Source organism: Roseateles chitinivorans (genome assembly GCF_050632145.1).
Taxonomy (GTDB): Bacteria; Pseudomonadota; Gammaproteobacteria; order Burkholderiales; family Burkholderiaceae_C; genus Roseateles; species Roseateles chitinivorans_B.
Genome location: NZ_CP192577.1, coordinates 3,289,948 through 3,313,257 on the forward strand (window position 1 = coordinate 3,289,948; position 23,310 = coordinate 3,313,257).

General features: G+C 69.0%; 21 protein-coding genes. 19 read left to right on the forward strand and 2 right to left on the reverse strand.

What is annotated here, in order from left to right; genetic code table 11:
• The first annotated feature begins 46 nt into the window (after window positions 1–46).
• The 4 genes from odhB to ACQ86G_RS15180 all read left to right on the forward strand — a co-directional run bounded on the left by odhB (window position 47) and on the right by ACQ86G_RS15180 (window position 4,789).
• A complete protein-coding gene (odhB, locus tag ACQ86G_RS15165; protein ID WP_431261282.1) occupies window positions 47–1,312 on the forward strand; it encodes a 2-oxoglutarate dehydrogenase complex dihydrolipoyllysine-residue succinyltransferase in 1,266 nt (421 codons plus the stop codon).
• A gap of 18 nt (window positions 1,313–1,330) precedes the next feature.
• Window positions 1,331–2,758: a dihydrolipoyl dehydrogenase gene (gene lpdA / locus ACQ86G_RS15170; RefSeq protein ID WP_431261283.1), complete on the forward strand. Its 1,428-nt coding sequence runs from the start codon at window positions 1,331–1,333 to the stop codon at window positions 2,756–2,758.
• Window positions 2,759–2,870: 112 nt separating this feature from the next.
• Window positions 2,871–3,971 (forward strand): cell division protein ZapE, encoded by a 1,101-nt coding sequence (zapE, locus tag ACQ86G_RS15175; protein ID WP_431261284.1) that lies wholly within the window; start codon window positions 2,871–2,873, stop codon window positions 3,969–3,971.
• A gap of 149 nt (window positions 3,972–4,120) precedes the next feature.
• A complete protein-coding gene (locus ACQ86G_RS15180) occupies window positions 4,121–4,789 on the forward strand; it encodes a hypothetical protein (protein ID WP_431261285.1) in 669 nt (222 codons plus the stop codon).
• 139 nt (window positions 4,790–4,928) lie between these two features.
• On the opposite strand, the gene ACQ86G_RS15185 is transcribed toward ACQ86G_RS15180, so the two are convergent.
• Window positions 4,929–5,696, reverse strand: a complete 768-nt coding sequence (locus ACQ86G_RS15185) for a PP2C family protein-serine/threonine phosphatase (RefSeq protein WP_431261286.1) — start codon at window positions 5,694–5,696, stop codon at window positions 4,929–4,931.
• Between the two features lie 115 nt (window positions 5,697–5,811).
• On the opposite strand from ACQ86G_RS15185, the gene ACQ86G_RS15190 reads away from it, so the two are divergent.
• Window positions 5,812–6,054 (forward strand): YdcH family protein, encoded by a 243-nt coding sequence (locus tag ACQ86G_RS15190; protein WP_431261287.1) that lies wholly within the window; start codon window positions 5,812–5,814, stop codon window positions 6,052–6,054.
• A complete protein-coding gene (locus ACQ86G_RS15195) occupies window positions 6,041–8,161 on the forward strand; it encodes an ATP-dependent DNA helicase (RefSeq protein WP_431261288.1) in 2,121 nt (706 codons plus the stop codon). The genes ACQ86G_RS15190 and ACQ86G_RS15195 overlap by 14 nt, the downstream gene beginning before the upstream one ends.
• Before the next feature lie 65 nt (window positions 8,162–8,226).
• On the opposite strand, the gene ACQ86G_RS15200 is transcribed toward ACQ86G_RS15195, so the two are convergent.
• Window positions 8,227–9,009: an outer membrane protein assembly factor BamD gene (locus ACQ86G_RS15200; protein ID WP_431261410.1), complete on the reverse strand. Its 783-nt coding sequence runs from the start codon at window positions 9,007–9,009 to the stop codon at window positions 8,227–8,229.
• A gap of 142 nt (window positions 9,010–9,151) precedes the next feature.
• Between ACQ86G_RS15200 and ACQ86G_RS15205 the strand changes: the two genes are divergently transcribed.
• From ACQ86G_RS15205 to der, 13 genes are all read left to right on the forward strand, one after another.
• The gene (locus ACQ86G_RS15205; protein WP_431261289.1) at window positions 9,152–10,222 is read left to right on the forward strand and encodes an RluA family pseudouridine synthase; all 1,071 of its coding nucleotides are present in this window, start codon (window positions 9,152–9,154) and stop codon (window positions 10,220–10,222) included.
• Between the two features lie 55 nt (window positions 10,223–10,277).
• Window positions 10,278–10,517, forward strand: a complete 240-nt coding sequence (locus ACQ86G_RS15210; RefSeq protein ID WP_431261290.1) for a hypothetical protein — start codon at window positions 10,278–10,280, stop codon at window positions 10,515–10,517.
• Between the two features lie 37 nt (window positions 10,518–10,554).
• The gene (scpB, locus tag ACQ86G_RS15215; RefSeq protein WP_431261291.1) at window positions 10,555–11,448 is read left to right on the forward strand and encodes an SMC-Scp complex subunit ScpB; all 894 of its coding nucleotides are present in this window, start codon (window positions 10,555–10,557) and stop codon (window positions 11,446–11,448) included.
• 50 nt (window positions 11,449–11,498) lie between these two features.
• A complete protein-coding gene (locus ACQ86G_RS15220; RefSeq protein WP_431261292.1) occupies window positions 11,499–13,664 on the forward strand; it encodes a pseudouridine synthase in 2,166 nt (721 codons plus the stop codon).
• A 190-nt stretch (window positions 13,665–13,854) separates the two neighbouring features.
• Window positions 13,855–14,280 (forward strand): nucleoside-diphosphate kinase, encoded by a 426-nt coding sequence (ndk, locus tag ACQ86G_RS15225; protein WP_067275554.1) that lies wholly within the window; start codon window positions 13,855–13,857, stop codon window positions 14,278–14,280.
• A 60-nt stretch (window positions 14,281–14,340) separates the two neighbouring features.
• Window positions 14,341–15,534 carry a 23S rRNA (adenine(2503)-C(2))-methyltransferase RlmN gene (gene rlmN, locus ACQ86G_RS15230; protein WP_431261411.1) on the forward strand — a complete coding sequence of 398 codons (1,194 nt, stop codon included), beginning with the start codon at window positions 14,341–14,343 and terminating at the stop codon, window positions 15,532–15,534.
• A complete protein-coding gene (gene pilW, locus ACQ86G_RS15235) occupies window positions 15,531–16,352 on the forward strand; it encodes a type IV pilus biogenesis/stability protein PilW (RefSeq protein WP_431261293.1) in 822 nt (273 codons plus the stop codon). The genes rlmN and pilW overlap by 4 nt, the downstream gene beginning before the upstream one ends.
• Before the next feature lie 64 nt (window positions 16,353–16,416).
• A complete protein-coding gene (locus ACQ86G_RS15240; RefSeq protein ID WP_431261294.1) occupies window positions 16,417–17,421 on the forward strand; it encodes a helix-turn-helix domain-containing protein in 1,005 nt (334 codons plus the stop codon).
• Window positions 17,422–17,479: 58 nt separating this feature from the next.
• Window positions 17,480–18,784: a flavodoxin-dependent (E)-4-hydroxy-3-methylbut-2-enyl-diphosphate synthase gene (gene ispG / locus ACQ86G_RS15245; RefSeq protein ID WP_431261295.1), complete on the forward strand. Its 1,305-nt coding sequence runs from the start codon at window positions 17,480–17,482 to the stop codon at window positions 18,782–18,784.
• Window positions 18,781–20,088 carry a histidine--tRNA ligase gene (gene hisS, locus ACQ86G_RS15250; RefSeq protein WP_431261296.1) on the forward strand — a complete coding sequence of 436 codons (1,308 nt, stop codon included), beginning with the start codon at window positions 18,781–18,783 and terminating at the stop codon, window positions 20,086–20,088. The genes ispG and hisS overlap by 4 nt, the downstream gene beginning before the upstream one ends.
• 38 nt (window positions 20,089–20,126) lie before the next feature.
• Window positions 20,127–20,801, forward strand: a complete 675-nt coding sequence (locus ACQ86G_RS15255; protein ID WP_431261297.1) for a YfgM family protein — start codon at window positions 20,127–20,129, stop codon at window positions 20,799–20,801.
• On the forward strand, window positions 20,798–21,943 hold the full coding sequence (gene bamB / locus ACQ86G_RS15260; protein ID WP_431261298.1) for an outer membrane protein assembly factor BamB: 1,146 nt from the start codon (window positions 20,798–20,800) through the stop codon (window positions 21,941–21,943). The genes ACQ86G_RS15255 and bamB overlap by 4 nt, the downstream gene beginning before the upstream one ends.
• A 1-nt stretch (window position 21,944) precedes the next feature.
• A complete protein-coding gene (der, locus tag ACQ86G_RS15265; protein ID WP_431261299.1) occupies window positions 21,945–23,288 on the forward strand; it encodes a ribosome biogenesis GTPase Der in 1,344 nt (447 codons plus the stop codon).
• The last annotated feature ends 22 nt before the right edge of the window (window positions 23,289–23,310 follow it).

Here is a 23,310-nt window from a genome sequence, read left to right on the forward strand (position 1 = left end):
CAGGCGCAAGGCTCCGGTTTACTGAAAAACCGAGAGAAAAAACATCATGGCAATCGTTGAAGTCAAAGTCCCCCAGCTGTCCGAATCGGTCGCCGAAGCGACCCTGCTCACGTGGAAGAAGAAGCCCGGCGACGCCGTGGCCATCGATGAGATCCTGATCGAGATCGAGACCGACAAGGTCGTGCTGGAAGTGCCGGCGCCGTCCGCCGGCGTGCTGTCCGAACTGGTCGTCGCCGATGGCGGCACCGTCACCTCGGACCAGGTCATCGCCAAGATCGATTCCGAAGGCAAGGCTGGCGCCGCCGCCCCGGCCGCTGCCGCTCCGGCTCCCGCCGCCGCTGCTCCCGCCCCGGCCGCCGCTGCCGCCTCTTCGGACAGCAAGGCCGGCGTCGCGATGCCCGCCGCCGCGAAGATCATGGCCGACAACAACCTGGCCGCCGGCTCCGTCCCGGGCACCGGCAAGGATGGCCGCGTGACCAAGGGCGACGTGCTGGGCGCGATCGAAGGCGGCGCCAAGCCGGCCACGATCCCCGCGCCGGTGCAGGCCCCGGCCGCTCCGGCCAAGGCGCCGCTGCAGGCCGTCGCCGCGCCCGTCGCCGCCAACCTGGGCGACCGTCCGGAACAGCGCGTGCCGATGAGCCGCCTGCGCGCCCGCATCGCCGAGCGCCTGCTGCAATCGCAGTCGACCAACGCCATCCTGACCACGTTCAACGAAGTGAACATGGCCCCGGTGATGGAGCTGCGCAAGAAGTTCCAGGACAGCTTCACCAAGGAACACGGCACGAAGCTGGGCTTCATGAGCTTCTTCGTGAAGGCCGCCGTGCACGCGCTGAAGAAGTACCCGGTGCTGAACGCCTCGGTCGACGGCAACGACATCGTCTACCACGGCTACTTCGACATCGGCATCGCCGTCGGCTCGCCGCGCGGCCTGGTCGTGCCCATCCTGCGCAATGCGGACCAGATGAGCTTCGCCGACATCGAGAAGAAGATCGCCGAGTTCGGCAAGAAGGCCCAGGAAGGCAAGCTCGGCATCGAAGAGATGACCGGCGGCACCTTCTCGATCTCCAACGGCGGCACCTTCGGCTCGATGCTGTCGACGCCGATCATCAACCCGCCGCAGTCGGCCATCCTGGGCGTGCACGCGACCAAGGACCGCGCCGTCGTCGAGAACGGCCAGATCGTGATCCGTCCGATCAACTACCTGGCGATGTCCTACGACCACCGCATCATCGACGGCCGCGAAGCCGTGCTGGGCCTGGTCGCCATGAAGGACGCGCTGGAAGATCCGTCGCGTCTGCTGTTCGACATCTAAGCCAAGGACGATAGCGACATGAGCAAGCAATTCGACGTCGTCGTCATCGGCGGCGGCCCCGGCGGCTACATCGCGGCGATCCGCGCGGCGCAACTGGGCTTCAACACGGCCTGCATCGACGAGTGGAAGAACGACAAGGGCGGTCCCGCCCTGGGCGGCACCTGCACCAACGTCGGCTGCATCCCGTCCAAGGCCCTGCTGCAGTCCAGCGAGCACTTCGAGCACGCCGGCCACGGCTTCGCCGACCACGGCATCTCGATGAACGACCTGAAGATCGACATCGCCAAGATGGTCGGTCGCAAGGACGCCGTCGTGAAGCAGAACAACGACGGCGTGCAGTACCTGTTCAAGAAGAACAAGGTCACCTTCTTCCACGGCCGCGGCTCGTTCGTGGCGGCGAAGGACGGCGCGTACGAGCTGAAGGTCGCCGGCGCCGCCGAGGAGACCATCACGGCCAAGCATGTGATCGTCGCCACCGGCTCCAACGCCCGCCAGCTGCCGGGTGCCCCGTTCGACGAGACCAACATCCTGTCCAACGACGGCGCGCTGCGCATTCCCGCCGTGCCGAAGAAGCTGGGCGTGATCGGCTCCGGCGTCATCGGCCTGGAAATGGGTTCGGTGTGGCGCCGCCTGGGTTCGGAAGTGACGATCCTGGAAGCGCTGCCCGCCTTCCTGGGCGCTGCCGACGAGTCCGTCGCCAAGGAAGCCGCCAAGGTCTTCAAGAAGCAGGGCCTGAACATCGAGCTGGGCGTGAAGATCACGTCCGTCGAGAACGGCAAGGACGGCGTGGCGGTGAAGTACACCGACGCCAAGGGCGGCGAGCAGACGCTGGCGGTGGACAAGCTGATCGTCTCGATCGGCCGGACCGCCAACACCGTCGGCCTGAACCCCGAAGCCGTCGGCCTGAAGCTCGATGAGCGCGGTGCCGTCATCGTCGACGACGAGTGCAAGACCAACCTCCCGGGCGTCTGGGCCATCGGCGACGTCGTGCGCGGCCCGATGCTGGCGCACAAGGCCGAGGAAGAAGGCGTTGCCGTGGCCGAGCGCATCGCCGGCCAGCACGGTCACGTCAACTTCAACACGATCCCGTGGGTGATCTACACCAGCCCGGAGATCGCGTGGGTCGGCAAGACCGAGCAGCAGCTGAAGGCGGACGGCGTGGCCTACAAGGCGGGTCAGTTCCCGTTCCTGGCCAATGGCCGCGCCCGCGCGCTGGGCGACACGACCGGCTTCGTCAAGTTCCTGGCCGACGCCAAGACCGACGAGATCCTGGGCGTGCACATCATCGGCCCGATGGCCTCGGAGCTGATCGCCGAGTCCGTGGTCGCGATGGAGTTCAAGGCCTCGGCCGAGGACATCGCCCGCATCTGCCACGCGCACCCGTCGCTGAGCGAAGCGACCAAGGAAGCGGCCCTGGCCATCGACAAGCGCACGCTGAACTTCTGAGCTCCGGCTCGAAGCGCATCGGATGCGTGAACAAGGGGCGGCGACGAGTCGCCCCTTTTTCTTGTCCTTTCCCGATCCCGTGTTGAGATGAACGCCGCCGCTTGACCATCGTATGACCACCGTCACCGAGCTCTATCACCAGACCCTCGCCGAGCGCGGCTACACCGCCGACGCGGCGCAGCTGCGCGCGGTCGCCTCGCTGCAGCGCTGCCAGGACGAATGGGCCGACTACAAGGCGCGGCGCTCCAACGCGGTGACCAAGTTCCTGGTGCGGCCGCCGCTGCCGCGCGGCGTGTACATGTTCGGCGGTGTCGGTCGCGGCAAGAGCTTCCTGATGGACTGCTTCTTCCAGGCTGTGCCGCTGACGCGCAAGACCCGGCTCCACTTCCACGAGTTCATGCGCGAGGTGCACCGCGAATTGCAGGAGCTCAAGGGCATCCAGGATCCGCTGGACGAGCTCGGCAAGCGCATCGCACGGCGTTTCCGGCTGATCTGCTTCGATGAGTTCCATGTCGCCGACGTCACCGACGCGATGATCCTGTACCGGCTGCTGGACGCGCTGTTCAAGAACCGCGTGTCCATCGTGACGACGTCCAACTTCCATCCTGACGGGCTCTACCCGAACGGGCTGCACCGCGACCGCATCCTGCCCGCGATCGAACTGCTGAAGCAGAACCTCGAAGTCATCAACGTCGACAACGGCACCGACTACCGGCAGCGATCGCTGGAGCACGTCGAGCTGTATCACACGCCGTTGAACGCGGAGACCGAGCGGGCGCTGACCACGGCGTTCGAGTCGCTCGCCGAGGCGCGCGACGAGGATCCGGTGCTGCACATCGAGCACCGCGAGATCCGCTCGCGCCGCCGCGCCGGTGGCGTGGTGTGGTTCGACTTCTCGGAACTCTGCGGCGGACCGCGCTCGCAGAACGACTATCTCGAGCTGGCGACCCAGTTCCACACCATCATCCTGTCCAACGTGCCGGCGATGCCGCCGCGTCTGGCCAGCGAGGCGCGCCGTTTCACGCTGCTCGTCGACGTGCTCTACGACCGGCGCGTGAAGCTGATCATCTCCGCGGCCGTGCCGGCGGAGCAGCTGTACACCGAGGGCCCGCTTGCCCACGAATTCCCGCGCACCGTCTCGCGGCTGCAGGAAATGCAGTCGAAGGAGTATCTGGAGTTGGAGCGCCGTGACGTCGACACGCGGCTGACCTGAGGTCGACGCCAGGCTCGGCCTCGACGGCCTCGCCCGCCGTTCCGCTCAGTGGGCGGCGGCTGCCTTCCGCCCCCTCCGATTGGGGTGTAGGGAAGTCACGGGCCGGCGTGTCACCGGAACCGGTGTCGCCGGATGCGATGATCGTGCCCATGACTTTCCGTCCCGTCCTTGTTCTTCTGCCGATGGCGCTGTCGGGCGCTGCCGTCTCCACGGCTGTCTGCGCGGCGGAGATGACCCGTGCCGAGATCAGCGCCGCCCGCGCCCGCATCGAGCAGACCTACCAGGCCAAGGTGCGCGAGTGCAACCAGCGTTTCGTCGTGACCGGCTGCCTGGAGGATGCCCGCGATGAGCGCATCCGCGAACTGCGCCCGCTGGACCACGCGGAGCACCAGGTGAATGCCGAGGAGCGCCTGCGCCGCAGCGCCGCCGCGCGCGAGCGCGTCCAGCAGAACGAGCGTGACGCGGCGAAGGATGAGGCGCGGCGCAAGACCGAATCGGTGCGTGAAGCCGCCCAACCCGCCTCGGCGCCGGTGGTGCCGGGCGCACGCACCCCGCGAGCCAATCCTGAGTGGCATCAGCGCCGCGAGGCGAAGCTGGACGCCGAGGCGAAGGCCGAGGCCGCCCTGCGTCGCGAGGCGGCGGCGGAGCGTCGCCAGAAGGCGTTGGACCGCCAGCGCAAGGCCGGCGAGCAGCAGCAGCGGTCGGCGGAGAAGGCAGCATCGGCGGCTTCCGCGCCGGTCGGCAAGAACACCAAGCCCCCTGCGGCCCGTCTGCCGACGCCTTCGGCGTCCGACATCCGCGCGCTGCCCAGGCCGTGAGACCGCGCAGCGCGCTGTGATGCGCCTCGATGACGCGCCACGATCGCCGCCCAGCGGTCATCGCACCGATCAATGACAAACGCCGGTCTCGAGACCGGCGTTTGTCATGGCGGGGCGGTCATCGCGCCCGCTGGCGGACTCAGTCGAGCGGATCGACCCGCACGATCGCCAGCGACAGGTTGTCGCCGGTGCCCTTGGCGCGTTGACGCGCCTTGTTGACCAGCAGTTCGGCGCCGTCGCGCGGCGGCAGGCTGTGCATCACCGTGCCGAGCTCGGCCGGCGAGAAGTAGTGCCACAGGCCGTCGGAGCAGCACATCAGCGTGTCGCCGTACTCGAGGTGCTCGATGAAGGATTCGACCGGCGTCGGCTCCTGCACCGTGCCAAGGCAGGCGGTGAGCAGGTTGGACTGCGGATGGACCAGCGCCTCGTCCTCGGTGATCTGGCCTTCGTCGACCAGACGCTGCACGTAGGACTGGTCCAGCGAGCGCGTCACCATGTTGGGGCCGCGGAAGTGATAGATCCGGGAGTCGCCGGTGTGGATCCAGTAGCAACGCCGGTCGGCCGTCAGCAGGTAGGCGGCCAGCGTGCTGTGCGGTTCCTCCTCGGCCGAGATCGCCGTCAGGCGGATCATCAGGTGGGATTCGGAGACGATCTGGCGCAGCAGGTCGGATTCGTCCTCCTCGCCGGGGACGAAGCGCTCGAAGAGCTGCTGGGCGGTGAGGATGACCTGGTCGGCGGCCTTGCGGCCGCCGCTCTTGCCGCCCATGCCGTCGGCGACGATGCCGAGGACGCAGCCGCTCTGTCGGGGGTGGGCGATGACCTGGACCTGATCCTGCTGGTACAGACGATCGCCGCGATGGATGCCGGTGGCGGCGCTGAGGCGATAGCCTGGGATGTTGCGACTCATCCCAAAACTATAATCGTCCGGCTCGGCTTCCCGGTCGGGTGGTTCCCCGTTTATGGATGAACAACTTCACTCTCCCGCGCGCCGTCTGATTGAACTTCGCATCGCCCATGCGGAGTTGGACGGCCGTATCGACGCGTTGATGGGCAGCCTGCGCGTGGAGGCCGTCGACGCCGTCGCGGACATCGATCCGGGCCGGACGGTCGCCGCGATCTCCACCCTCGCGACCCCGATCGCTGGCGGGCGGGCGGAGCCTCCCGTCGACGAATTGACGCTGCGTCGGCTCAAGAAGCAGCGCCTGGCGCTGCGCGACGAGATCGCGCGGCTCGAACGCGCCAGCGATCCCGATGAGCCTGCCTGACCCTCACGATCCCGCCACAGACGCCTCGACGGACGACGCCACCGACGATCTGATGGCGGCGGCCCCCTGGGGCGTGGCCGAGGCGTCACCGGCGCTGGCGGCCTCGCGCGCCCGTGCGGCGGCCGAGGAACTGCGCCCGGGGGAGCTGGAACAGTCGGTGATCGCCGCGTTCGACACGGGTGGCCCGCTGTCACGACATGGCCCCGGCTACGCTCCCCGCGAGCCTCAGCAGCGCATGGCCCTGGCCGTCGCGCAGGCAATCGCCGGGCGCGGCACGCTGGTCGTCGAGGCCGGCACCGGCGTCGGCAAGACCTTCGCGTATCTGGTGCCGGCGCTGCTCAGCGGCGGCCGGACGCTGATCAGCACCGCGACGAAAAGCCTGCAGGACCAGCTCTTCATGCGCGACCTGCCGCGATTGCTGGACACCTTCGCGCTGCCGCTGCGCGCCGCGTTGCTGAAGGGGCGGGGGAGTTACCTCTGCTTGCACCGACTGCAGCAGGCGCGCCACAGTGCGGAGCTGCCCGATCGGCGCGCCGTCGCGCAGCTCGCGCGCATCGAGCGCTGGGCGATGACGACACACACCGGCGACTTCGCCGAGATCGACGGCATGGACGAGCGCTCGCCGGTGATCCCGATCGTCAGCTCCACGCGCGACAACTGCCTGGGCACCGACTGCCCGTCCTACCGCGACTGCCACGTCGTGAAGGCGCGGCGCGAGGCGATGGAGGCCGACCTCGTCGTCGTGAACCACCATCTGTTCTTCGCCGACCTGGTGCTGCGCGACAGCGGCGTCGCGGAGCTGCTGCCCAGCGTCGAGGTCGCGATCTTCGACGAGGCCCATCAACTGCCCGAGGCTGGCCTGAACTTCCTGGGTCGCCTGCTGGGCAGTGCGCAACTGTTCGACTTCGGGCGCGACATGCTGGCGCAAGGCCTGGCCCATGCGCGCGGGCTGCAGGAGTGGCAGGCGATCTCCGGCGGCGTCGAGCGCGCGGCACGCGCGCTGCGACTGGCCTGCGCTGGTGGGCGCGACCTGCGCGGCGTGCTCAAGCTGCGCTGGAACGAATGTTCCGGCCGCGCCGAGTTCGAGGAGGCGCTGAGGCAGGTCACGCAGGCGGTCGAGCTCAGCGTGGACGCGTTGGCGACGGTGATGGAGGTGGGCCCGGATCTCGTGCGGCTGCACGAGCGAGCCGTCGAGCTCTACAAGACGGCGCAGCTGTTCGCGCGCGCGCCGGATCCGGGCGCTGTGCGCTGGGTCGATGTCGGCACGCATCAGGTGCGGTTGATGGAGTCGCCGCTGGACATCCGCGACGCGATGCAGGAAGCGCTCGCCAGTTCGCCCAAGGCCTGGGTGTTCACCTCGGCGACGCTGGGCGAAGACGAGGGGCTCACCTGGTTCACCGAGCCTGCCGGACTCGGTGAGGCGCGCACGCTGCGCGTGGGCAGTCCGTTCGACTACGCGTCGCACGCGCGGCTCTACGTGCCCAGGCATTTCCCGAAGCCGTCGGAGCCCGACCATGGCGAATCGGTGGGCTGGCTCGGCGCGCGCCTGGCGGCGCGGCTCGGCGGGCGCACCTTCATCCTGACGACGACGCTGCGCCAGTTGCAGACGGTCGCCGATGTGCTGCGTCAGCGCTTCGAGGAAGGCGGCCATCGCATCGAGGTGCTGGTGCAGGGCACGATGCCGAAGCGGCAGCTGCTGCAGCAGTTCATCGATCAGCCGGCGTCGGTGCTGGTCGGCTCGGCGAGCTTCTGGGAAGGCATCGACGTGCCCGGCGACGCGTTGCAATGCGTGCTGATCGACAAGCTGCCGTTCCCGCCGCCGAACGATCCGCTGGTCGAGGCCCGAGTCGCGCGGCTGGAGTCCGAGGGGCGCAACCCGTTCATGGAGTACTTCGTCGCCGAGGCTGCGATCGCGCTGAAGCAGGGCGCCGGCCGGCTGATCCGCACCGAGACCGACCGCGGACTGCTCGTGGTCTGTGACCCGCGTCTGGCAGGCTCGCATTACGGCAAGCGCCTGCGCGAGGCGCTCCCGCCGATGACGCAGGTGCCGGACGAAACGACGGCGCAGGCGTGGCTCGCCGAGCTGAAGGCCTCTCACGACGCGTGAATGAAAAAGCCCGCTCAAGAGCGGGCTGATTCTTTCCGATGGCGCTGGATCTGGTGGGTTTCAACTCACCAGATGACCCACCAGGATTTTTCCTTCGGCTTGGCCTTTCCCGTCGTCAGGTACGAGCTGTCCGGGAAGCTCGCCTGCAGCACGCGACGCGAGTCGTCGCGCAGCTGTTCCAGGCCGAGCTTGTCGTAGCTCTGCACCATCAGGAACAGCGCCTCTTCCAGCGCTGGGGCGTTCTGGAACTCCATCAGCGCGGCCTGGCCACGGTTCGCCGACGCCAGGTAGGCGCCGCGGTTGTAGTAATAGCGCGCCACATGCACCTCGTAGGCCGCGAGGCTGTTGGTGATGTAGTCGATGCGGATGCGGGCGTCCTCCGAGTACTTCGACTCCGGGAACTGCTCGACCAGCTGCTTGAACGCCTGCATCGAATCGCGCGCGGCCTGCTGGTCGCGTTCGCTGATGTCCTGGCGGGCTATGCGGCCGAACAGGCCGAGGTCGTCGTTGAAGTTGACCAGGCCCTTCATGTACAGCGCATAGTCCAGCGCCGGGCTCGACGGGTTGAGCTTGATGAAGCGGTCCAGCACCGTCACGGCCTGCACGCGCTCACCGCTCTTGTAGTTCGCCCAGGCCAGGTCCAGCTGCGCCTGCTGGCCCAGCGTGGTGCCCGCGGCGCGGCCCTCGATGCGCTCCAGCGTCTTGATCGCCCGGTCGTAGGAGCCGGAGAGCATGTCCTCCTTGGCCTCTGCGTACAATTTCTCCAGGTTGGCCTGGGAATTCGGGTCTTCCTTGGGGGCCGAGGAACAGGCCGCCAGCCCCAGCACGGCAGCCGCCGCGGCGGTCATCGCCACGCAGCGCCACGCGGCGCGCCAGGAGCCGGACGCTTCAGAAGAATCCGCGGTCCGGCGGCGCAACACCCGAGTCTCGATCATGGTCCACAGGGCGCGCGCCACGGCGGCCCTCATCTGAAATTGGAGCGGCGATTATATGGTTCAGGTCGGTCACGACCCGGCAGGGCAGGGCGGGCTTTACCCTGGTGAGAAACCAGGGGAGTTCCAGGCCCATCCGGCCCTCCCCGAAGGCGTCGACGACGCCCAGGACGTCGGCGCCGACGCGCCCGAGCGTCGCAGCGCCGAAGCCGGTCGCGACGAACTCGCGCTGCGCCTGGACAAATGGCTGGTGCAACTGGCCCCGGAGTTCTCCCGCAGCCATCTGCAGGGCCTGATCGAGCGCGGCTGCGTCACGCTCGACGGACAGCGCGTCACCCACGCGTCGCGCAAGCCCCGGCTCGGGCAGACGCTGGTCGTCGATCTGGTCCCGACCGAGGAGGCGCTCGCCTTCCGGCCGGAGCCGCTCGCGCTCGACATCGTCTTCGAGGACGAGCACCTGCTGGCGGTCAACAAGCCGGCCGGCCTGGTCGTCCATCCGGCGGCGGGCAACTGGTCCGGCACCTTGATGAACGGGGTGCTGGCCCACCATGCCAGGGCGGCGACCCTGCCGCGCGCGGGCATCGTGCACCGGCTGGACAAGGACACCTCGGGGTTGATGGTCGTGGGCAAGACGCTGCCGGCGGTGACCGCGCTGGTGCGCATGATCGCGGCGCGGGAGGTGCATCGCGAGTACCTCGCGCTGGTGCACGGCCGCACGCCCGACGAGTGGCTCGTCGACGCGCCGATCGGCCGCGATCCGCAGTCGCGCACGCGGATGGCCGTGGTCGGCGGCGGCAAGCCGGCGCGCACCGACTTCTTCAAGCTGGCCGAAGGCGAGTGGCAGGACGCGCGCGGCCTGAGCCGGACCGTGTCCGCGTTGCACTGCGTCCTCCACTCGGGCCGCACGCACCAGATCCGCGTCCACGCCGCACATCGCGGGCATGCCCTGGTGTCGGACGCCCTCTACGGCGGGGCCGAGGCGCTGGGCGTGCCGCGTCAGGCGCTGCATGCGGCGCGGCTCAGCCTTGCGCATCCGATCACCGGCGATGCGCTGCGCTTCGAGGCCCCGTTGCCGGACGATCTGGCGTCGGGTTGGCGCGTCGCGGGTTTGCCCGATCCGGCGTTCTGAGAGGAGTCCGCGCGCTCGCGCTACAATGCGTGCCATTACTTGCGCTGACACCCACGTGAAGAACGTGCGCAAGGCGGCGACGGGCTGGCAGTTGACCCCGTTCGCAGCGCAGGCCGCGCACCGACGCGGCGCCCCACTGACCGGCCGGATCCACCCACTGAGCGGCGGCCGTTGGAGCACAGAGCTCCCAAGCAAGCAGATCGAACCCGTCCGGCGCGGCCCGTTGCCGCTGTCGGCGCCCAAGATGGCGACACACACCGATTTGACCGGTCCCGAGGCCGGCATCATGAATTGAGCCCATGCTGAGCGCATGCTGATCCGATGCTGATCCGATGAATACGCAGGAGGCCAAGCGTGTCCTGGAGACGGCGCTGCTCTGTGCGCAGGCGCCGCTGACGCTGCGTGACATGCGTTCGCTGTTCGCGGAGGAACTCAACGGCGACAGCGTGCGGTCGCTGCTCGACGAGCTGCTGCGCGAATGGGAAGGGCGGGGCGTCGAGCTGGTGGCCTTGTCCTCCGGCTGGCGTTTCCAGAGCCGGCCCGAGATGCGCGAGCACCTCGACCGGCTGCATCCGGAGAAGCCGCCGAAGTATTCCAGGGCGGTGCTGGAGACGCTGGCGATCATCGCCTACCGTCAACCGGTGACCCGGGGCGACATCGAGGACATCCGCGGCGTGGTGGTGGCGACACCGATCATCAAGCAGCTCGAGGACCGCGACTGGATCGAGGTCATCGGGCACCGCGAGGCGCCGGGCCGGCCGGCGCTGTATGCGACGACGAAGCATTTCCTGGACGACCTGGGGCTGCATTCGCTGGAGCAGCTGCCGGCCTTGATCCAGGGCGGCGACCCGACGCCGATCGCCGGTGCGCTGCAGGCCTCGCTGCTCGAGGAGCCGCCGGGCGACGTGGTCGTGGAGATCGAGCCGCCGGAGTCGGAGATCCGATCGGGCGAGCCGGTGGCGGTGGCGGAAGCCGCTGAAGCCGCTGAAGCCGCTGAAGCCGCTGAAGCCGCCGAAGCCGTCAAGGCTGATGAAGCCGCCGGCACGGCAGAAGCTGTCGAGACGGCAGGCTCTGCGGAGACGGCGGACGCTGCCGAGACCGTTGAAGAGAACCCGACGGCGCCCGACCCTTCGGACGCCGCCGTTGAAGAAGAATCCAAGCCGGCCGCCACGCGCGATCCGGGTGAAGAACCACAGGCTGGGGCCGTCAACCCCGAGCCCAATTGAGCGCCCCGGGAAGGGGCCGTGTCCACCGCTGACAAGGTGCAAGCCGACACATGAATTCCAACGACATCGACGATTCCAAGCCCGAGACGCTGACGACCGACCCGGCCGACGCGCCCGCGAAACCCAAGCGCACCCGCAAGGTGGCCGCGGCCCCGGTGGAGGCGACCGATCCGGGCGTCGCGCCCGCGGCCGAGGAGGCGCCGAAGCCCCGCGCCCGTCGCAAGACGGCCGTGGCGGCCGATGCTCCGGCCGAGGCGCCTGCCGCCGAGGAGGCGGAAGCGCCCAAGCCCAAGCGCCGCGCCACGAAGAAGGCCGCCGAGGCCGCCGAGACCGTTGAAGCGGCGGGGGCGGACGCCGTTCCGGCGCCGGCCGAGCGCGCCACGCTTCCGGTCGCGGCCGTCGAGTTGTCGCCCGCACCGGTGTCCCCGGTGGCTGGCGCGATCGGCGAGCTGGTCTCGCCGGAGGCCCGCGAGCCGCGGGACGCTGGTCCGGTGGTCGGCGACGGCGCCGAAGGCGCGGACGGCGAGGCAGGCGGTGAACGCGAAGGCCGCGGCCGCAACCGCCGCCGCCGTGGTCGCGACCGGGATCGCGAGCCCGGCGAGGGGCAGTCCGCCCAGACGCCGCGCGATGCGGCCGTCGACACCGGCGGGAGCGTCGATTCCGCGTCGTCTCAGGCCGACAGCGCGCAGCTCCAGGCCGAGGCGCAGGCGCGCTTCGATGCGCTGGTGTCAGGGGCCTTCGATGCCGAGGACGACGAGGTGGCGTCCGCGGAGATTGCCGAGTTCGAAGCCTCGTCCGACGACGAGGGCGCCGGGACCGCCGACCAGCCCGCCAAGCGCGTGCTCGCCGCCGATGCCGATGCGCCCAAGCTGCAGAAGGTGCTGGCGCAGGCCGGCGTCGGCTCGCGCCGCGACATCGAGGACATGATCGCCAAGGGTCAGATCACGGTGAACGACGAGGTCGCCCACGTCGGTCAGCGCATCTCCTACGGCGACCGCGTCGCCGTGGCCGGCAAGCCGATCAAGGTCCGCATCGCGCCGGTCGCGCCGCGGATCCTGGCGTACCACAAGCCGGTCGGCGAGGTCGTGACCTTCAACGACCCCGAAGGCCGCCCCACCGTCTTCCGTGGCCTGCCGCGCCTGCCGCAAGGCAAGTGGCAATCGGTCGGTCGGCTGGACCTGAACACCGAAGGGCTGCTGCTGTTCACCAACTCCGGTGAACTGGCCAATCTGCTGATGCACCCGCGCTTCGGCGTCGAGCGCGAGTATGCGGTCCGCGTGCTGGGCTCGCTGAGCAAGGAGCAGAAGGAGAAGCTGCTGACCGGCGTCGACGTCGACGGCCAGCAGGCGAGCTTCAAGAGCATCGAGGACGGCGGCGGCGAAGGCGTGAACCGCTGGTACCGCGTCGTCATCACCGAAGGTCGCAACCGCGAAGTCCGCAAGCTGTTCGAGACCGTCGGCCTGGCCGTCAGCCGCCTGATCCGCATCCGCTACGGCACCGTCGTGCTGCCGCGCGGCCTGCGCCGCGGCGTGTACATCGAGCTGGGCGACGCCGACGTGCGCGTCATCCGCCAGCTGGCCGGCAACGAGCCGCGCCCGCCGCGCCAGAACGACCGCAACGACCGGGGCGACAAGCGTCGCCGCGGCAACAGCGACGGCCCGCGTCCGAGCCGGCCCGAGCCGTCGCGCAACGAGCAGCGCGGTGATCATCGTGGCGATCGCGGTGATCGCGGCGACCAGCGCGGAAACCGGAACGATCAGCGCGGTGACCGTGGCGATCAACGCAACGATCAACGCGGCGACCGCCAGGACCGCCCGCAACGCAACAACGAGCAGCGCGCCCAGCAGAACCAGCAGCGTCCGCAGCAACAGCAGCAGGAACGCGAGCGCGACCGCCGGCCCCGCGACGAGGATGATGACGACTTCATCCCGAAGCACATCAACCCGTTGGAGCAGACCTTCGACCGTCGCTTCGCGACCGGCAGCAAGCGCATTCCGCAGGGCTTCGGCAAGGGCGGCAGCGATTCCGGCCACTCCCATCAGGGCAACAAGCGCGGTCCGGGTGGCGAACATCAGCCGGATCCGATGAAGACCTCGATGGGTTACATCGGTGCCGATGCCTTCATCAACCGCGGCAACAACCGGGGCGGCGGCGGTCGTCGTGGCGGTGGCGGCGGTGGTGGGGGCGGCGGCGGCGGAGGCCGCGGCCGCCGCTGATCAGGCTTGAGCGTCCCCGACCCGCCTTCCCGGCGGAGCGGGGCATGACGGACCGCAAGGGGGCCGGGTTCCATCCCGGCTTTTTGCCTTCCGGTGACAGACCGTTGATAACGGGATGTCACTTGGGGGCTTGACTTCACGCATTACAATCCCGGGCTTTGCCAAGCCCAAGATTTTCAAGGAAAAAGACATGGCCATCGAACGCACCCTCTCCATCATCAAGCCCGATGCCGTGGCCAAGAACGTCATCGGCCAGATCTACAGCCGCTTCGAAGGCGCCGGCCTGAAGGTCATCGCCTCCAAGCAGAAGCAGCTGTCGCGCGCCGAAGCCGAAGCGTTCTACGCCGTGCACAAGGCCCGCCCGTTCTTCAACGACCTGGTGACCTTCATGATCTCCGGCCCGGTGCAGATCCAGGTGCTGGAAGGCGAAGGCGCCATCCTGAAGAACCGTGACCTGATGGGCGCGACCGATCCGAAGAAGGCCGAGAAGGGCACGATCCGCGCCGACTTCGCCGACAGCATCGACGCGAACGCCGTGCACGGCTCGGACGCCGCCGAGACGGCCGCCGTGGAAGTGGCCTTCTTCTTCTCCGGCCTGGAAATCAACGCCCGCTGAACCGGGCAAGGCCTCTGACCTCCGGGCCATGAGGCCCTGAGTGGAAATGAGGAACGCATGATGGACACGGTCAACCTGCTCGGATTCGATCTGCAAGGCCTGGCCGCGTACTGCGAGCAGCTGGGGGAGAAGCGCTTCCGTGCGACCCAGCTGTTCCGCTGGATCCATCAGAAGGGCGCCTCGGACTTCGCCCAGATGTCCGACCTGGCCAAGTCGCTGCGCGACAAGCTGGCCGGGCGCGCCCACATCACCGCACTGCCGGTGATCTCCGAACATGTCTCGGCCGACGGCACCATCAAGTGGTTGTTCGACGTCGGCCAGGGCAACGCCGTCGAGGCGGTCTACATCCCCGAGGACGACCGGGCCACGCTGTGCATCTCCAGCCAGGCCGGTTGCGCCGTGGGTTGCCGCTTCTGCTCGACCGGTCATCAAGGCTTCAGCCGCAACCTCGAGACCTGGGAGATCATCGCCCAGCTCTGGTACGCCGAGCACTCGCTGCGGCAGCGTCTGGGCAAGGACGAACGCATCATCTCCAACGTCGTGATGATGGGCATGGGCGAGCCGCTGCAGAACTACGGCGCGCTGATCCCCGCGCTGCGGATGATGCTGGACGACCACGGCTACGGCCTGTCGCGCCGCCGCGTGACGGTGTCGACCTCGGGCGTGGTCCCGATGATCGACCGCCTGCGCGACGATGCGCCGGTGGCGCTGGCCGTCTCGCTGCACGCGCCCAGCGACCCGCTGCGCGACCAGCTGGTGCCGCTCAACCGGAAGTATCCGATCGCGGAACTGCTGGCGAGCTGCAAGGCCTACCTGGACAAGGCGCCCCGCGACTTCATCACCTTCGAGTACTGCATGCTGCAGGAGGTGAACGATTCGCCGGAGCAGGCGCGCGAGCTGATCGCGCTGCTCAAGGGCAAGGTGCCCTGCAAGATCAATCTGATCCCGTTCAACCCGTTCCCCGCGTCGGGCCTGAAGCGCAGCACGAACGAGCGCGTCAAGGCCTTTGCCGACCTGCTTATCCAGGCCGGCATCGTGACGACCGTGCGCAAGACGCGCGGCGACGACATCGACGCCGCCTGCGGCCAGCTGGCCGGCGAGGTGCAGGATCGGACGCGGGTGCATCTGCGCATGGTGCGCGCGCCCGTGGTGGTACAGCGCGGCGCGGCATCGGGCGCCAGATCGGGCGATGCCCCGGGCGCCGCGCCCGCATCGCCGTCGACTCCCGTCACTCCCACAGGCCCACGTCCATGACCCTTTCGTCGCCCGGCTCCCTCTTTCCGCGTCGTTCCGCCCGGACCCTGTCCGTCGTGTTGCTGATCGCCGCGGCCCTGGCCGGGTGCGCGGGCGGTGCGCAGCAGCAACAGCAGCCGCGCACGGAGAGCGACAAGACCGACAACGACCGCCGGGCGCAGGTGCGGCTCGAACTCGCCAGCGGTTACTTCGCCCGCGGGCAGTACGAGACGGCGCTGGACGAAGTCAAGCTCGCGATGACCGCCAAGCCGGACCTGCCCGAAGCGCTCAACCTGCGCAGCCTGATCTACGCGGCCATGGGGGAGTACGGCCTGGCCGAGGACGGCTTCAAGCAGCTGATCGCGCGCGATCGCAACAACGGCGACACCCTGCACAACTACGGCTGGTTCCTGTGCCAGCGCCAGCGTTACGCCGAGGCGTACCAGCAGTTCGACGCCGCCGTGGCGCTCCCGACCTACCGCACGCCGTCGCGCACGCTGCTGGCCTGGGGGGCCTGCGAAGCGCGCGAAGGCCGCCTGGTGCCGGCGCAGGTCCACCTGACCAAGGCGTTCGAAGCCGAACCCGGCAATCCGACGATCGCGATGAACCTGGGCGAGGTGCTGTACCGCCAGGGGGAATACGAACGCGCGCGCTTCTATGCGCGCCGCGTCAACAGCAACGTGGAGCAGGCGAATGCCGCCAGCCTCTGGCTGGAGCTGCGCATCGAGCGCCGCCTGGGGAACACGTCCAACATGGATGACCTGGGTCAGCAGATGCGGCGCAAGTATCCGCAGGCGACCGAGACGCAGGCACTGAACAACGGTCGATTCGATGAATGAGGGACATCGCATGACTCCGACGGCCACTGACGAGGCGTCGCTCGCAGCCGATTTCGCGGCTTCCATGTCCGCGCCCAGTTCGGCCGGCGCCGTGCTGCGCCGGGCGCGCGAGGCCAGGGGCTTGCATATTGCCGCGCTCGCCGCGACCCTGAAGGTGCCGCAGTCGAAGCTGGAGGCCCTGGAGGCCGATCGCTACCAGGACCTGCCCGACGCCACCTTCGCCCGGGCGCTGGCGCGCTCGGTGTGTCGCGTCATGAAGCTCGACGCGGCGCAGGTGCTGATCCTGCTGCCGAGCAGCGGCGCCGAGGCGTCGCTGGACCGCGTGACGCCGGGCCTGAACCAGCCGTTCCGCGCCCGGTCGGTGAGCCAGGATCCGGCGCTGTCGACGGCGCTGCTCAAGCGCCCCGCGGTGCTGGGCGTCGGTGTGCTGCTGATCGCCGCGGTGGCGGTCTACGCGATCCCGTCGAGCTGGATCGAGCAGGTCACCCAACGCTTCCGGCAGTCCGAGTCCTCCGCCACGGCGCCCGGCCCGGGCAACGTGTTCGGCACGTCGCCCACCACCACCGACACGCCGCCGACGACCGTCGAGACGCCGGTGGCGAACGTGTCCGACCCGACGCCGCAGACGAGCGTCGGCGCGGCGCCGCAGACCGCGCCAACGACCACCCAGGCGGTGCCCACGCAACAGGCGACGACGGCGTCGCCCGTCCCGTCCGGCAACGCCACGACCGTGACGACCACCGCCGCCACGCCGGCGACCACCGCCCCGACGCAGCCAGCGCCTGTCGCGCCACCCGGCCAGGCGGTCCAGGCCGGGGTGCCCGCTCCCGGCACTTCGCCGCTGAAGGTCCGTGCCAGCGCGGAATCCTGGGTCGAGGTCGTCGATGCCAAGGGCCAGGTGTTGCTGTCGAGATTGCTGCGTTCCGGCGATCTGGTCGACGTCAACGGCGTCCCCCCGCTGAAGCTGCGCGTGGGCAACGTGTCCGGCACGGAACTGGTGTTCCGCGGCCAGACGGTCGACCTCGCCGCCCGGTCGCGCGACAACGTCGCGCGCCTCGAATTGAACTGAACGCGGCGGGCCGCCGGGCGCCGCACGAGCCGTACTTCCTTTGCAAGAGCGTCGCAAGATGGACAAGCCAGCCACTCCCGATTTCGCCGAAGCCGTCGATCTTTCCGACCTGATCGCCGCCGCCGCGCCGTCCGCGCGCCGTTCGCGCCAGGCGCAGGTCCGCTGGGGCAGCCGCGTGGTGACGATCGGCGGTGACGCGCCGGTGCGCGTGCAGTCGATGACCAACACCGACACCGTCGACGTCATCGAGACGGCGATCCAGATCAAGGAGCTGGCGCAGGCCGGCTCGGAACTGGTCCGCATCACCGTCAACAACGCCGAGGCCGCCGATGCCGTCCCGCACATCCGCGAGCAGCTCGACCGGATGGGCGTCGACGTGCCGCTGGTCGGCGACTTCCACTACAACGGCCACCGGTTGCTGACCGAGCACCCGGCCATGGCGCAGGCGCTGTCGAAGTACCGGATCAATCCGGGCAACGTCGGCAAGGGCGACAAGAAGGACCGCCAGTTCGCCCAGATGATCGAAGCCGCGATGCAGTACGACAAGGTCGTGCGCATCGGGGTCAACTGGGGCAGCCTGGACCAGGAACTGCTCGCCCAGATGATGGACGACAACGCGAAGCGCGCGTCGCCCTGGGACGGCAAGCAGGTCATGTACCAGGCGCTGATCCAGTCGGCGCTGTCGTCGGCCGCGTATGCCCGCGAACTGGGCATGAACCCCGACAACATCATCATCAGCTGCAAGGTCAGCGGCGTGCAGGACCTGATCTCGGTCTACCGCGCGCTGAGCAGGCGCTGCGACTACGCGCTGCACCTGGGCCTGACCGAGGCCGGCATGGGCACCAAGGGCACGGTGGCCTCGGCCGCGGCGCTGGCGGTGCTGCTGCAGGAAGGCATCGGCGACACGATCCGCGTCTCGCTGACGCCGCAACCCGGCGAGTCGCGCACCCAGGAAGTGGTCGTCGCGCTGGAGATCCTGCAGTCGCTGGGCCTGCGCGCGTTCAACCCGAGCGTCACCGCCTGCCCCGGCTGCGGCCGCACGACCAGCACGACCTTCCAGGAACTGGCCAAGCAGATCGACGATTTCCTGCGCGCGCAGATGCCGGTCTGGCGCGAGAAGTACCCCGGCGTCGAGACCATGAAGGTCGCGGTGATGGGCTGCATCGTCAACGGCCCCGGCGAGAGCAAGCATGCCGACATCGGCATCAGCCTGCCGGGCAACGGCGAGGCGCCGGCGGCGCCCGTCTTCATCGACGGCGAGAAGGCGCTGACCCTGCGCGGCGACAACATCGCCGGCGAGTTCCACGCCCTGGTCGAGACCTACATTGAAAAGCGCTTCGGCGCGAGCACCACCACCGCATGAGCAAGAACATCCAGGCCGTCAAGGGGATGAACGACATCCTCCCGGCCAGCGTCGACCGCAAGGACAAGCTGCCGAGCAGCCAGCTGTGGAGCTGGTTCGAGACCACGCTGCGCGGCGTGCTGCAGCGCTACGGCTACCAGTACATGCTGACCCCGATCGTCGAGCCGACCGCGCTGTTCGTGCGCGGCCTCGGCGAGGTCACCGACATCGTCGAGAAGGAGATGTATTCCTTCACCGACAGCATGAACGGCGACAAGCTGACGCTGCGTCCCGAGGCCACTGCCGGCATCGTCCGCGCGATGGTCGAGCACAACGCCCTGTACAACGGCCCGCTGCGGCTGTGGACGATGGGACCGATGTTCCGCCACGAGCGTCCGCAGAAGGGGCGCTACCGCCAGTTCAACCAGCTGGACGTCGAGGCGCTGGGCTTCGCCGGTCCGGACGTGGATGCCGAGATCATCCTGATGGTCCGCCGCCTGTGGCAGGAACTGGGCCTGGTCGTCGGCGAGCATGTGCGGCTGGAGCTGAACTCGCTGGGTCAGCCCGACGAGCGCGCCGCGCATCGCGCCGCGCTGATCGCCCACTTCGAGGCGCATGCCGACAAGCTGGACGAGGACGGCAAGCGCCGCCTGCACACCAATCCGCTGCGCATCCTCGACACGAAGAATCCGGCGATGCAACCGGTGGTCGAGGCCGCGCCGCACCTGATGGACTTCCTCGGCGAGGAAAGCCTGGCGCACTTCAATGCCGTGCGCGCGATCCTGGACGCCGCCGGCGTCGAGTACCGCATCAACACGCGCCTGGTGCGCGGCATGGACTACTACAACCTGACCGTCTTCGAATGGGTGACCGACCAGCTCGGTTCCCAGGGCACGGTCTGCGGCGGCGGTCGCTACGACGGCCTGTTCGAACAGCTCGGCGGCAAGTCGACGCCGGCGGTGGGCTTCGGCCTCGGCATCGAGCGCCTGCTGCTGCTGATCGACGAGCTGGGTCTGCCGGTGCCGTCCTCGGCGCCGGATGTCTACGCGATCCTGCCGGACGCTTCCGCGCTGCCCCAGGCCATCCCCGTGCTGGAAGCGCTGCGCGCCGAAGGCGTCGCGGTGCAGATGCATGCCGGCGGCGGCTCGTTCAAGTCGCAGTTCAAGAAGGCCGACGCCTCGGGCGCCCGTTTCGCGCTGGTCTTCGGCCCGGACGAACTCGCCCGCGGCGAAGTCGCCGTCAAGCCGCTGCGCGGCGAGGGCGAACAAGTGACACGTCCGCTTAACACGGTCGCCGCATGGGCGGCCGACCTGCGCACCGCATAATCGCGACCTCGAATTTCAACCCGGACCCTCACTCGAACATGGCGGCTCATCTCGATCTCGAAGAACAGGAACAGCTGGAGCAGCTCAAGGCGTTCTGGAAGCGCTGGGGCAATCCGATCACGTGGCTGCTGACGCTGGCGCTGGTGGCCTACGCCGGCTGGACCGGCTGGAACTACTGGCAGCGCACCGAGGCGGCCAAGGCCGCGGCGATGTTCGGCGAACTGGAGCGCTCGGTGCAGGCCGGCGATCTCGGCAAGACCGCGGCCGTCTTCGGCAACCTGAAGCAGGACTACGCCGGCACCGGCTATGCCGCCCAGGCGGCGCTGGTGACCGCCAAGCTGCAGCTGGACAAGGACAAGGCCGAAGAGGCCCGTGCCACGCTGGCCTGGGCCGCCGCCAATGCCAAGGGCGATGCCTACCGCGATCTGGCGCGTCTGCGCCTGGCCGCGCTGCAGATGGATGCCAAGCAGTTCGATGAGGCCGGCAAGACGCTGGATGCGGTCAAGAGCGCGGACTTCGCCGCGCTGGTGGCCGATCGCCGCGGCGACCTCGCGCTGCTGCAGAACAAGCCCGACGTCGCCAAGACCGAGTTCAAGAAGGCCTACGACGGCCTGGACAAGCAGCTCGACTATCGCCGCCTGCTCGAAGTGAAGCTCGCCAGCCTGGGCGTGGCGGTCGGCGGCGACGAGCCCGCCGCGGGAGCTTCCCAATGAATGCGGGCCTGACCTTGGGTCGGCTGGCCCGCGCGCTGCTGCTGGGCGGCGTCGCCGCGACACTGGGCGCCTGCTCGCTGTTCAGCAGCTCCACCGCGCCCAAGCCGGCGCCGCTGGAGAACATCACGCCGTCGCTGCAGGCCCGCGTGGCCTGGGAGGCGCGCGTCGACAGCGTCAAGTTCCCGCTGACGATCACGGCGGTCAACGACCGCTTCGTCGTCGGCGGTTCGGACGGCGTCATCAGCGCGATCTCCGCGACTGACGGCACCACGCTGTGGCGCGCCGACATCGGCAAGGGCCTGACGGCCGGCGTCGGCAGCGACGGCCGCTTCGCCGCGGCGGTGACCCGCGACAACGAGCTGGTCGTCACCGAAGGCGACAAGATCCTGTGGCGCAAGACGATGACGACGCCGGTCGTGACCTCGCCCTTCGTCGCCGGCGAGCGCGTGTTCGTGCTGACGCTGGACCGCGCGGTGCTGGCCTTCGACGCGGCCGACGGCCGCCGTCTGTGGGAACTGCGCCGTCCGGGCGAGCCGCTGACCTTGCAGCAGGCCGGCGTGATGGGCGCCTACCAGAACACGCTGCTGGTCGGGCAGGGCTCGCGCCTGGCGGGCATCGATCCCACCCGCGGCCTGCTGATGTGGGAGGCGACCGTCGCCAACCCGCGCGGCACCAATGAAGTCGAGCGCCTGGCCGACCTGGTGGGCCCGCTGGCCCGTGACAACGACGTCTTCTGTGCCCGGGCCTTCCAGTCGGCCGTCGCCTGCGTCAACGGCGAGCGCGGCAACACGATCTGGACCCGCAACAACGCCGGCCTGCGCGGCGTCGGGGCCGATTCGACGATCGTCGTCGGCGGCGATGCGTCCGACCGCCTGACCGCCTGGGGCACCCGCACCGGCGACGTCGTCTGGACCGCCGACCAGTTCCAGAACCGCAAGCTCAGCGCGCCGCTGGTGACCGACAAGTCGGTCATCGTCGGTGACAGCGAGGGCTACGTGCATTTCCTGTCCAAGGACAAGGGTCTGACCGTGCAGCGCCTGCAAACCGACAGCTCCGGCCTCGCCGCGGCGCCGGTGCAGCTCGGCGGCACGGTGCTGATCGCCACCCGCAGCGGACACCTGTTCGCGCTGCGCCAAGACTGATATGAAACCTGTGATCGCCCTGGTGGGCCGCCCCAACGTGGGCAAGTCCACGCTGTTCAACCGGATGACGAAGAGCCGCGACGCCATCGTCGCGGACTTCGCCGGCCTCACGCGCGACCGCCATTACGGCGATGGTCGTCTGGGCGAGCGCGAGTTCATCGTCATCGACACCGGCGGCTTCGAGCCGGACAGCACCACCGGCATCGTCAAGGAGATGGCCAAGCAGACCCGCCAGGCCGTGGCCGAGGCGGATGCCGTCATCTTCGTGCTGGACGTCCGGACCGGCCTGGCCGGCCAGGACATGGACATCGGCCGCTACCTGCGCCAGTGCAACAAGCGGGTCTTCGTCGCGGTCAACAAGGCCGAAGGCATGAGCGACAGCCTGCTGCTGGCCGAGTTCCACGAACTCGGCATGGGCGAGCCGCATCCGGTCTCGGCCGCGCACGGGCAGGGCATCCGCTCGCTGCTCGAGGCCGTGCTGGACAGTTTCGAGGCGCCGGCCGACGACGAGCCCGTCGAGGGTGAGGACGAGCATGACGCCAAGGCGATCCGTCTGGCGGTCGCCGGCCGTCCGAACGTCGGCAAGAGCACGCTGATCAACACCTGGCTGGGCGAGGAGCGGCTGGTCGCCTTCGACATGCCCGGCACGACGCGCGACGCCATCAGCGTCGACTTCGAGCACAACGGCCAGAAGTTCAAGCTGATCGACACCGCCGGCCTGCGTCGCAAGGGCAAGGTCTTCGAGGCGATTGAGAAGTTCTCGGTGGTCAAGACGCTGCAGGCGATCGCCGACGCCAATGTCGTGCTGCTGCTGATCGACGCGACGCAGGGCGTCACCGACCAGGATGCGCACATCGCCGGCTACGCGCTGGACAGCGGCCGGGCGGTGGTCATCGCGATCAACAAGTGGGACGCGATCGACAGCTACCAGCGCGAGACCATCGAGCGCCAGATCCAGACGCGCCTCGGGTTCCTCCGCTTCGCTCCGATCCTGAAGATCTCCGCGCTGAAGCGCCAGGGCCTGGGTCCGTTGTGGAAGGCGTTGGCGGATGCCTACTCGTCGGCCTACCGCAAGATGACGACGCCGGTGCTGACGCGCCTCATCCAGGAAGCGGTCCAGCATCAGCAGCCGCAGCGCTCGGGCATCTCGCGCCCGAAGCTGCGTTACGCCCACCAGGGCGGCATGAACCCGCCGATCGTCGTCATCCACGGCAATGCGCTGGAAGGCGTCAGCGACGTCTACAAGCGCTATCTGGAAGGACGCATCCGCGACCACTACAAGCTGGTGGGCACGCCGATGAAGATCGAGCTGCGTTCCTCGAAAAACCCGTTCGCCGACACCTGAAGACAGCGCGGTCCGGGGAAAC

Bases quoted from the DNA above. Each gene is read 5' to 3' on its own strand.
- odhB (WP_431261282.1), top strand. From the start codon at position 47: ATGGCAATCGTTGAAGTCAAAGTCCCCCAGCTGTCCGAATCGGTCGCC.
- lpdA (WP_431261283.1), top strand. From the start codon at position 1,331: ATGAGCAAGCAATTCGACGTCGTCGTCATCGGCGGCGGCCCCGGCGGC.
- zapE (WP_431261284.1), top strand. From the start codon at position 2,871: ATGACCACCGTCACCGAGCTCTATCACCAGACCCTCGCCGAGCGCGGC.
- ACQ86G_RS15180 (WP_431261285.1), top strand. From the start codon at position 4,121: ATGACTTTCCGTCCCGTCCTTGTTCTTCTGCCGATGGCGCTGTCGGGC.
- ACQ86G_RS15185 (WP_431261286.1), bottom strand. From the start codon at position 5,696: ATGAGTCGCAACATCCCAGGCTATCGCCTCAGCGCCGCCACCGGCATC.
- ACQ86G_RS15195 (WP_431261288.1), top strand. From the start codon at position 6,041: ATGAGCCTGCCTGACCCTCACGATCCCGCCACAGACGCCTCGACGGAC.
- ACQ86G_RS15200 (WP_431261410.1), bottom strand. From the start codon at position 9,009: ATGACCGCCGCGGCGGCTGCCGTGCTGGGGCTGGCGGCCTGTTCCTCG.
- ACQ86G_RS15205 (WP_431261289.1), top strand. From the start codon at position 9,152: ATGGTTCAGGTCGGTCACGACCCGGCAGGGCAGGGCGGGCTTTACCCT.
- scpB (WP_431261291.1), top strand. From the start codon at position 10,555: ATGAATACGCAGGAGGCCAAGCGTGTCCTGGAGACGGCGCTGCTCTGT.
- ACQ86G_RS15220 (WP_431261292.1), top strand. From the start codon at position 11,499: ATGAATTCCAACGACATCGACGATTCCAAGCCCGAGACGCTGACGACC.
- ndk (WP_067275554.1), top strand. From the start codon at position 13,855: ATGGCCATCGAACGCACCCTCTCCATCATCAAGCCCGATGCCGTGGCC.
- rlmN (WP_431261411.1), top strand. From the start codon at position 14,341: ATGGACACGGTCAACCTGCTCGGATTCGATCTGCAAGGCCTGGCCGCG.
- pilW (WP_431261293.1), top strand. From the start codon at position 15,531: ATGACCCTTTCGTCGCCCGGCTCCCTCTTTCCGCGTCGTTCCGCCCGG.
- ACQ86G_RS15240 (WP_431261294.1), top strand. From the start codon at position 16,417: ATGTCCGCGCCCAGTTCGGCCGGCGCCGTGCTGCGCCGGGCGCGCGAG.
- ispG (WP_431261295.1), top strand. From the start codon at position 17,480: ATGGACAAGCCAGCCACTCCCGATTTCGCCGAAGCCGTCGATCTTTCC.
- hisS (WP_431261296.1), top strand. From the start codon at position 18,781: ATGAGCAAGAACATCCAGGCCGTCAAGGGGATGAACGACATCCTCCCG.
- ACQ86G_RS15255 (WP_431261297.1), top strand. From the start codon at position 20,127: ATGGCGGCTCATCTCGATCTCGAAGAACAGGAACAGCTGGAGCAGCTC.
- bamB (WP_431261298.1), top strand. From the start codon at position 20,798: ATGAATGCGGGCCTGACCTTGGGTCGGCTGGCCCGCGCGCTGCTGCTG.
- der (WP_431261299.1), top strand. From the start codon at position 21,945: ATGAAACCTGTGATCGCCCTGGTGGGCCGCCCCAACGTGGGCAAGTCC.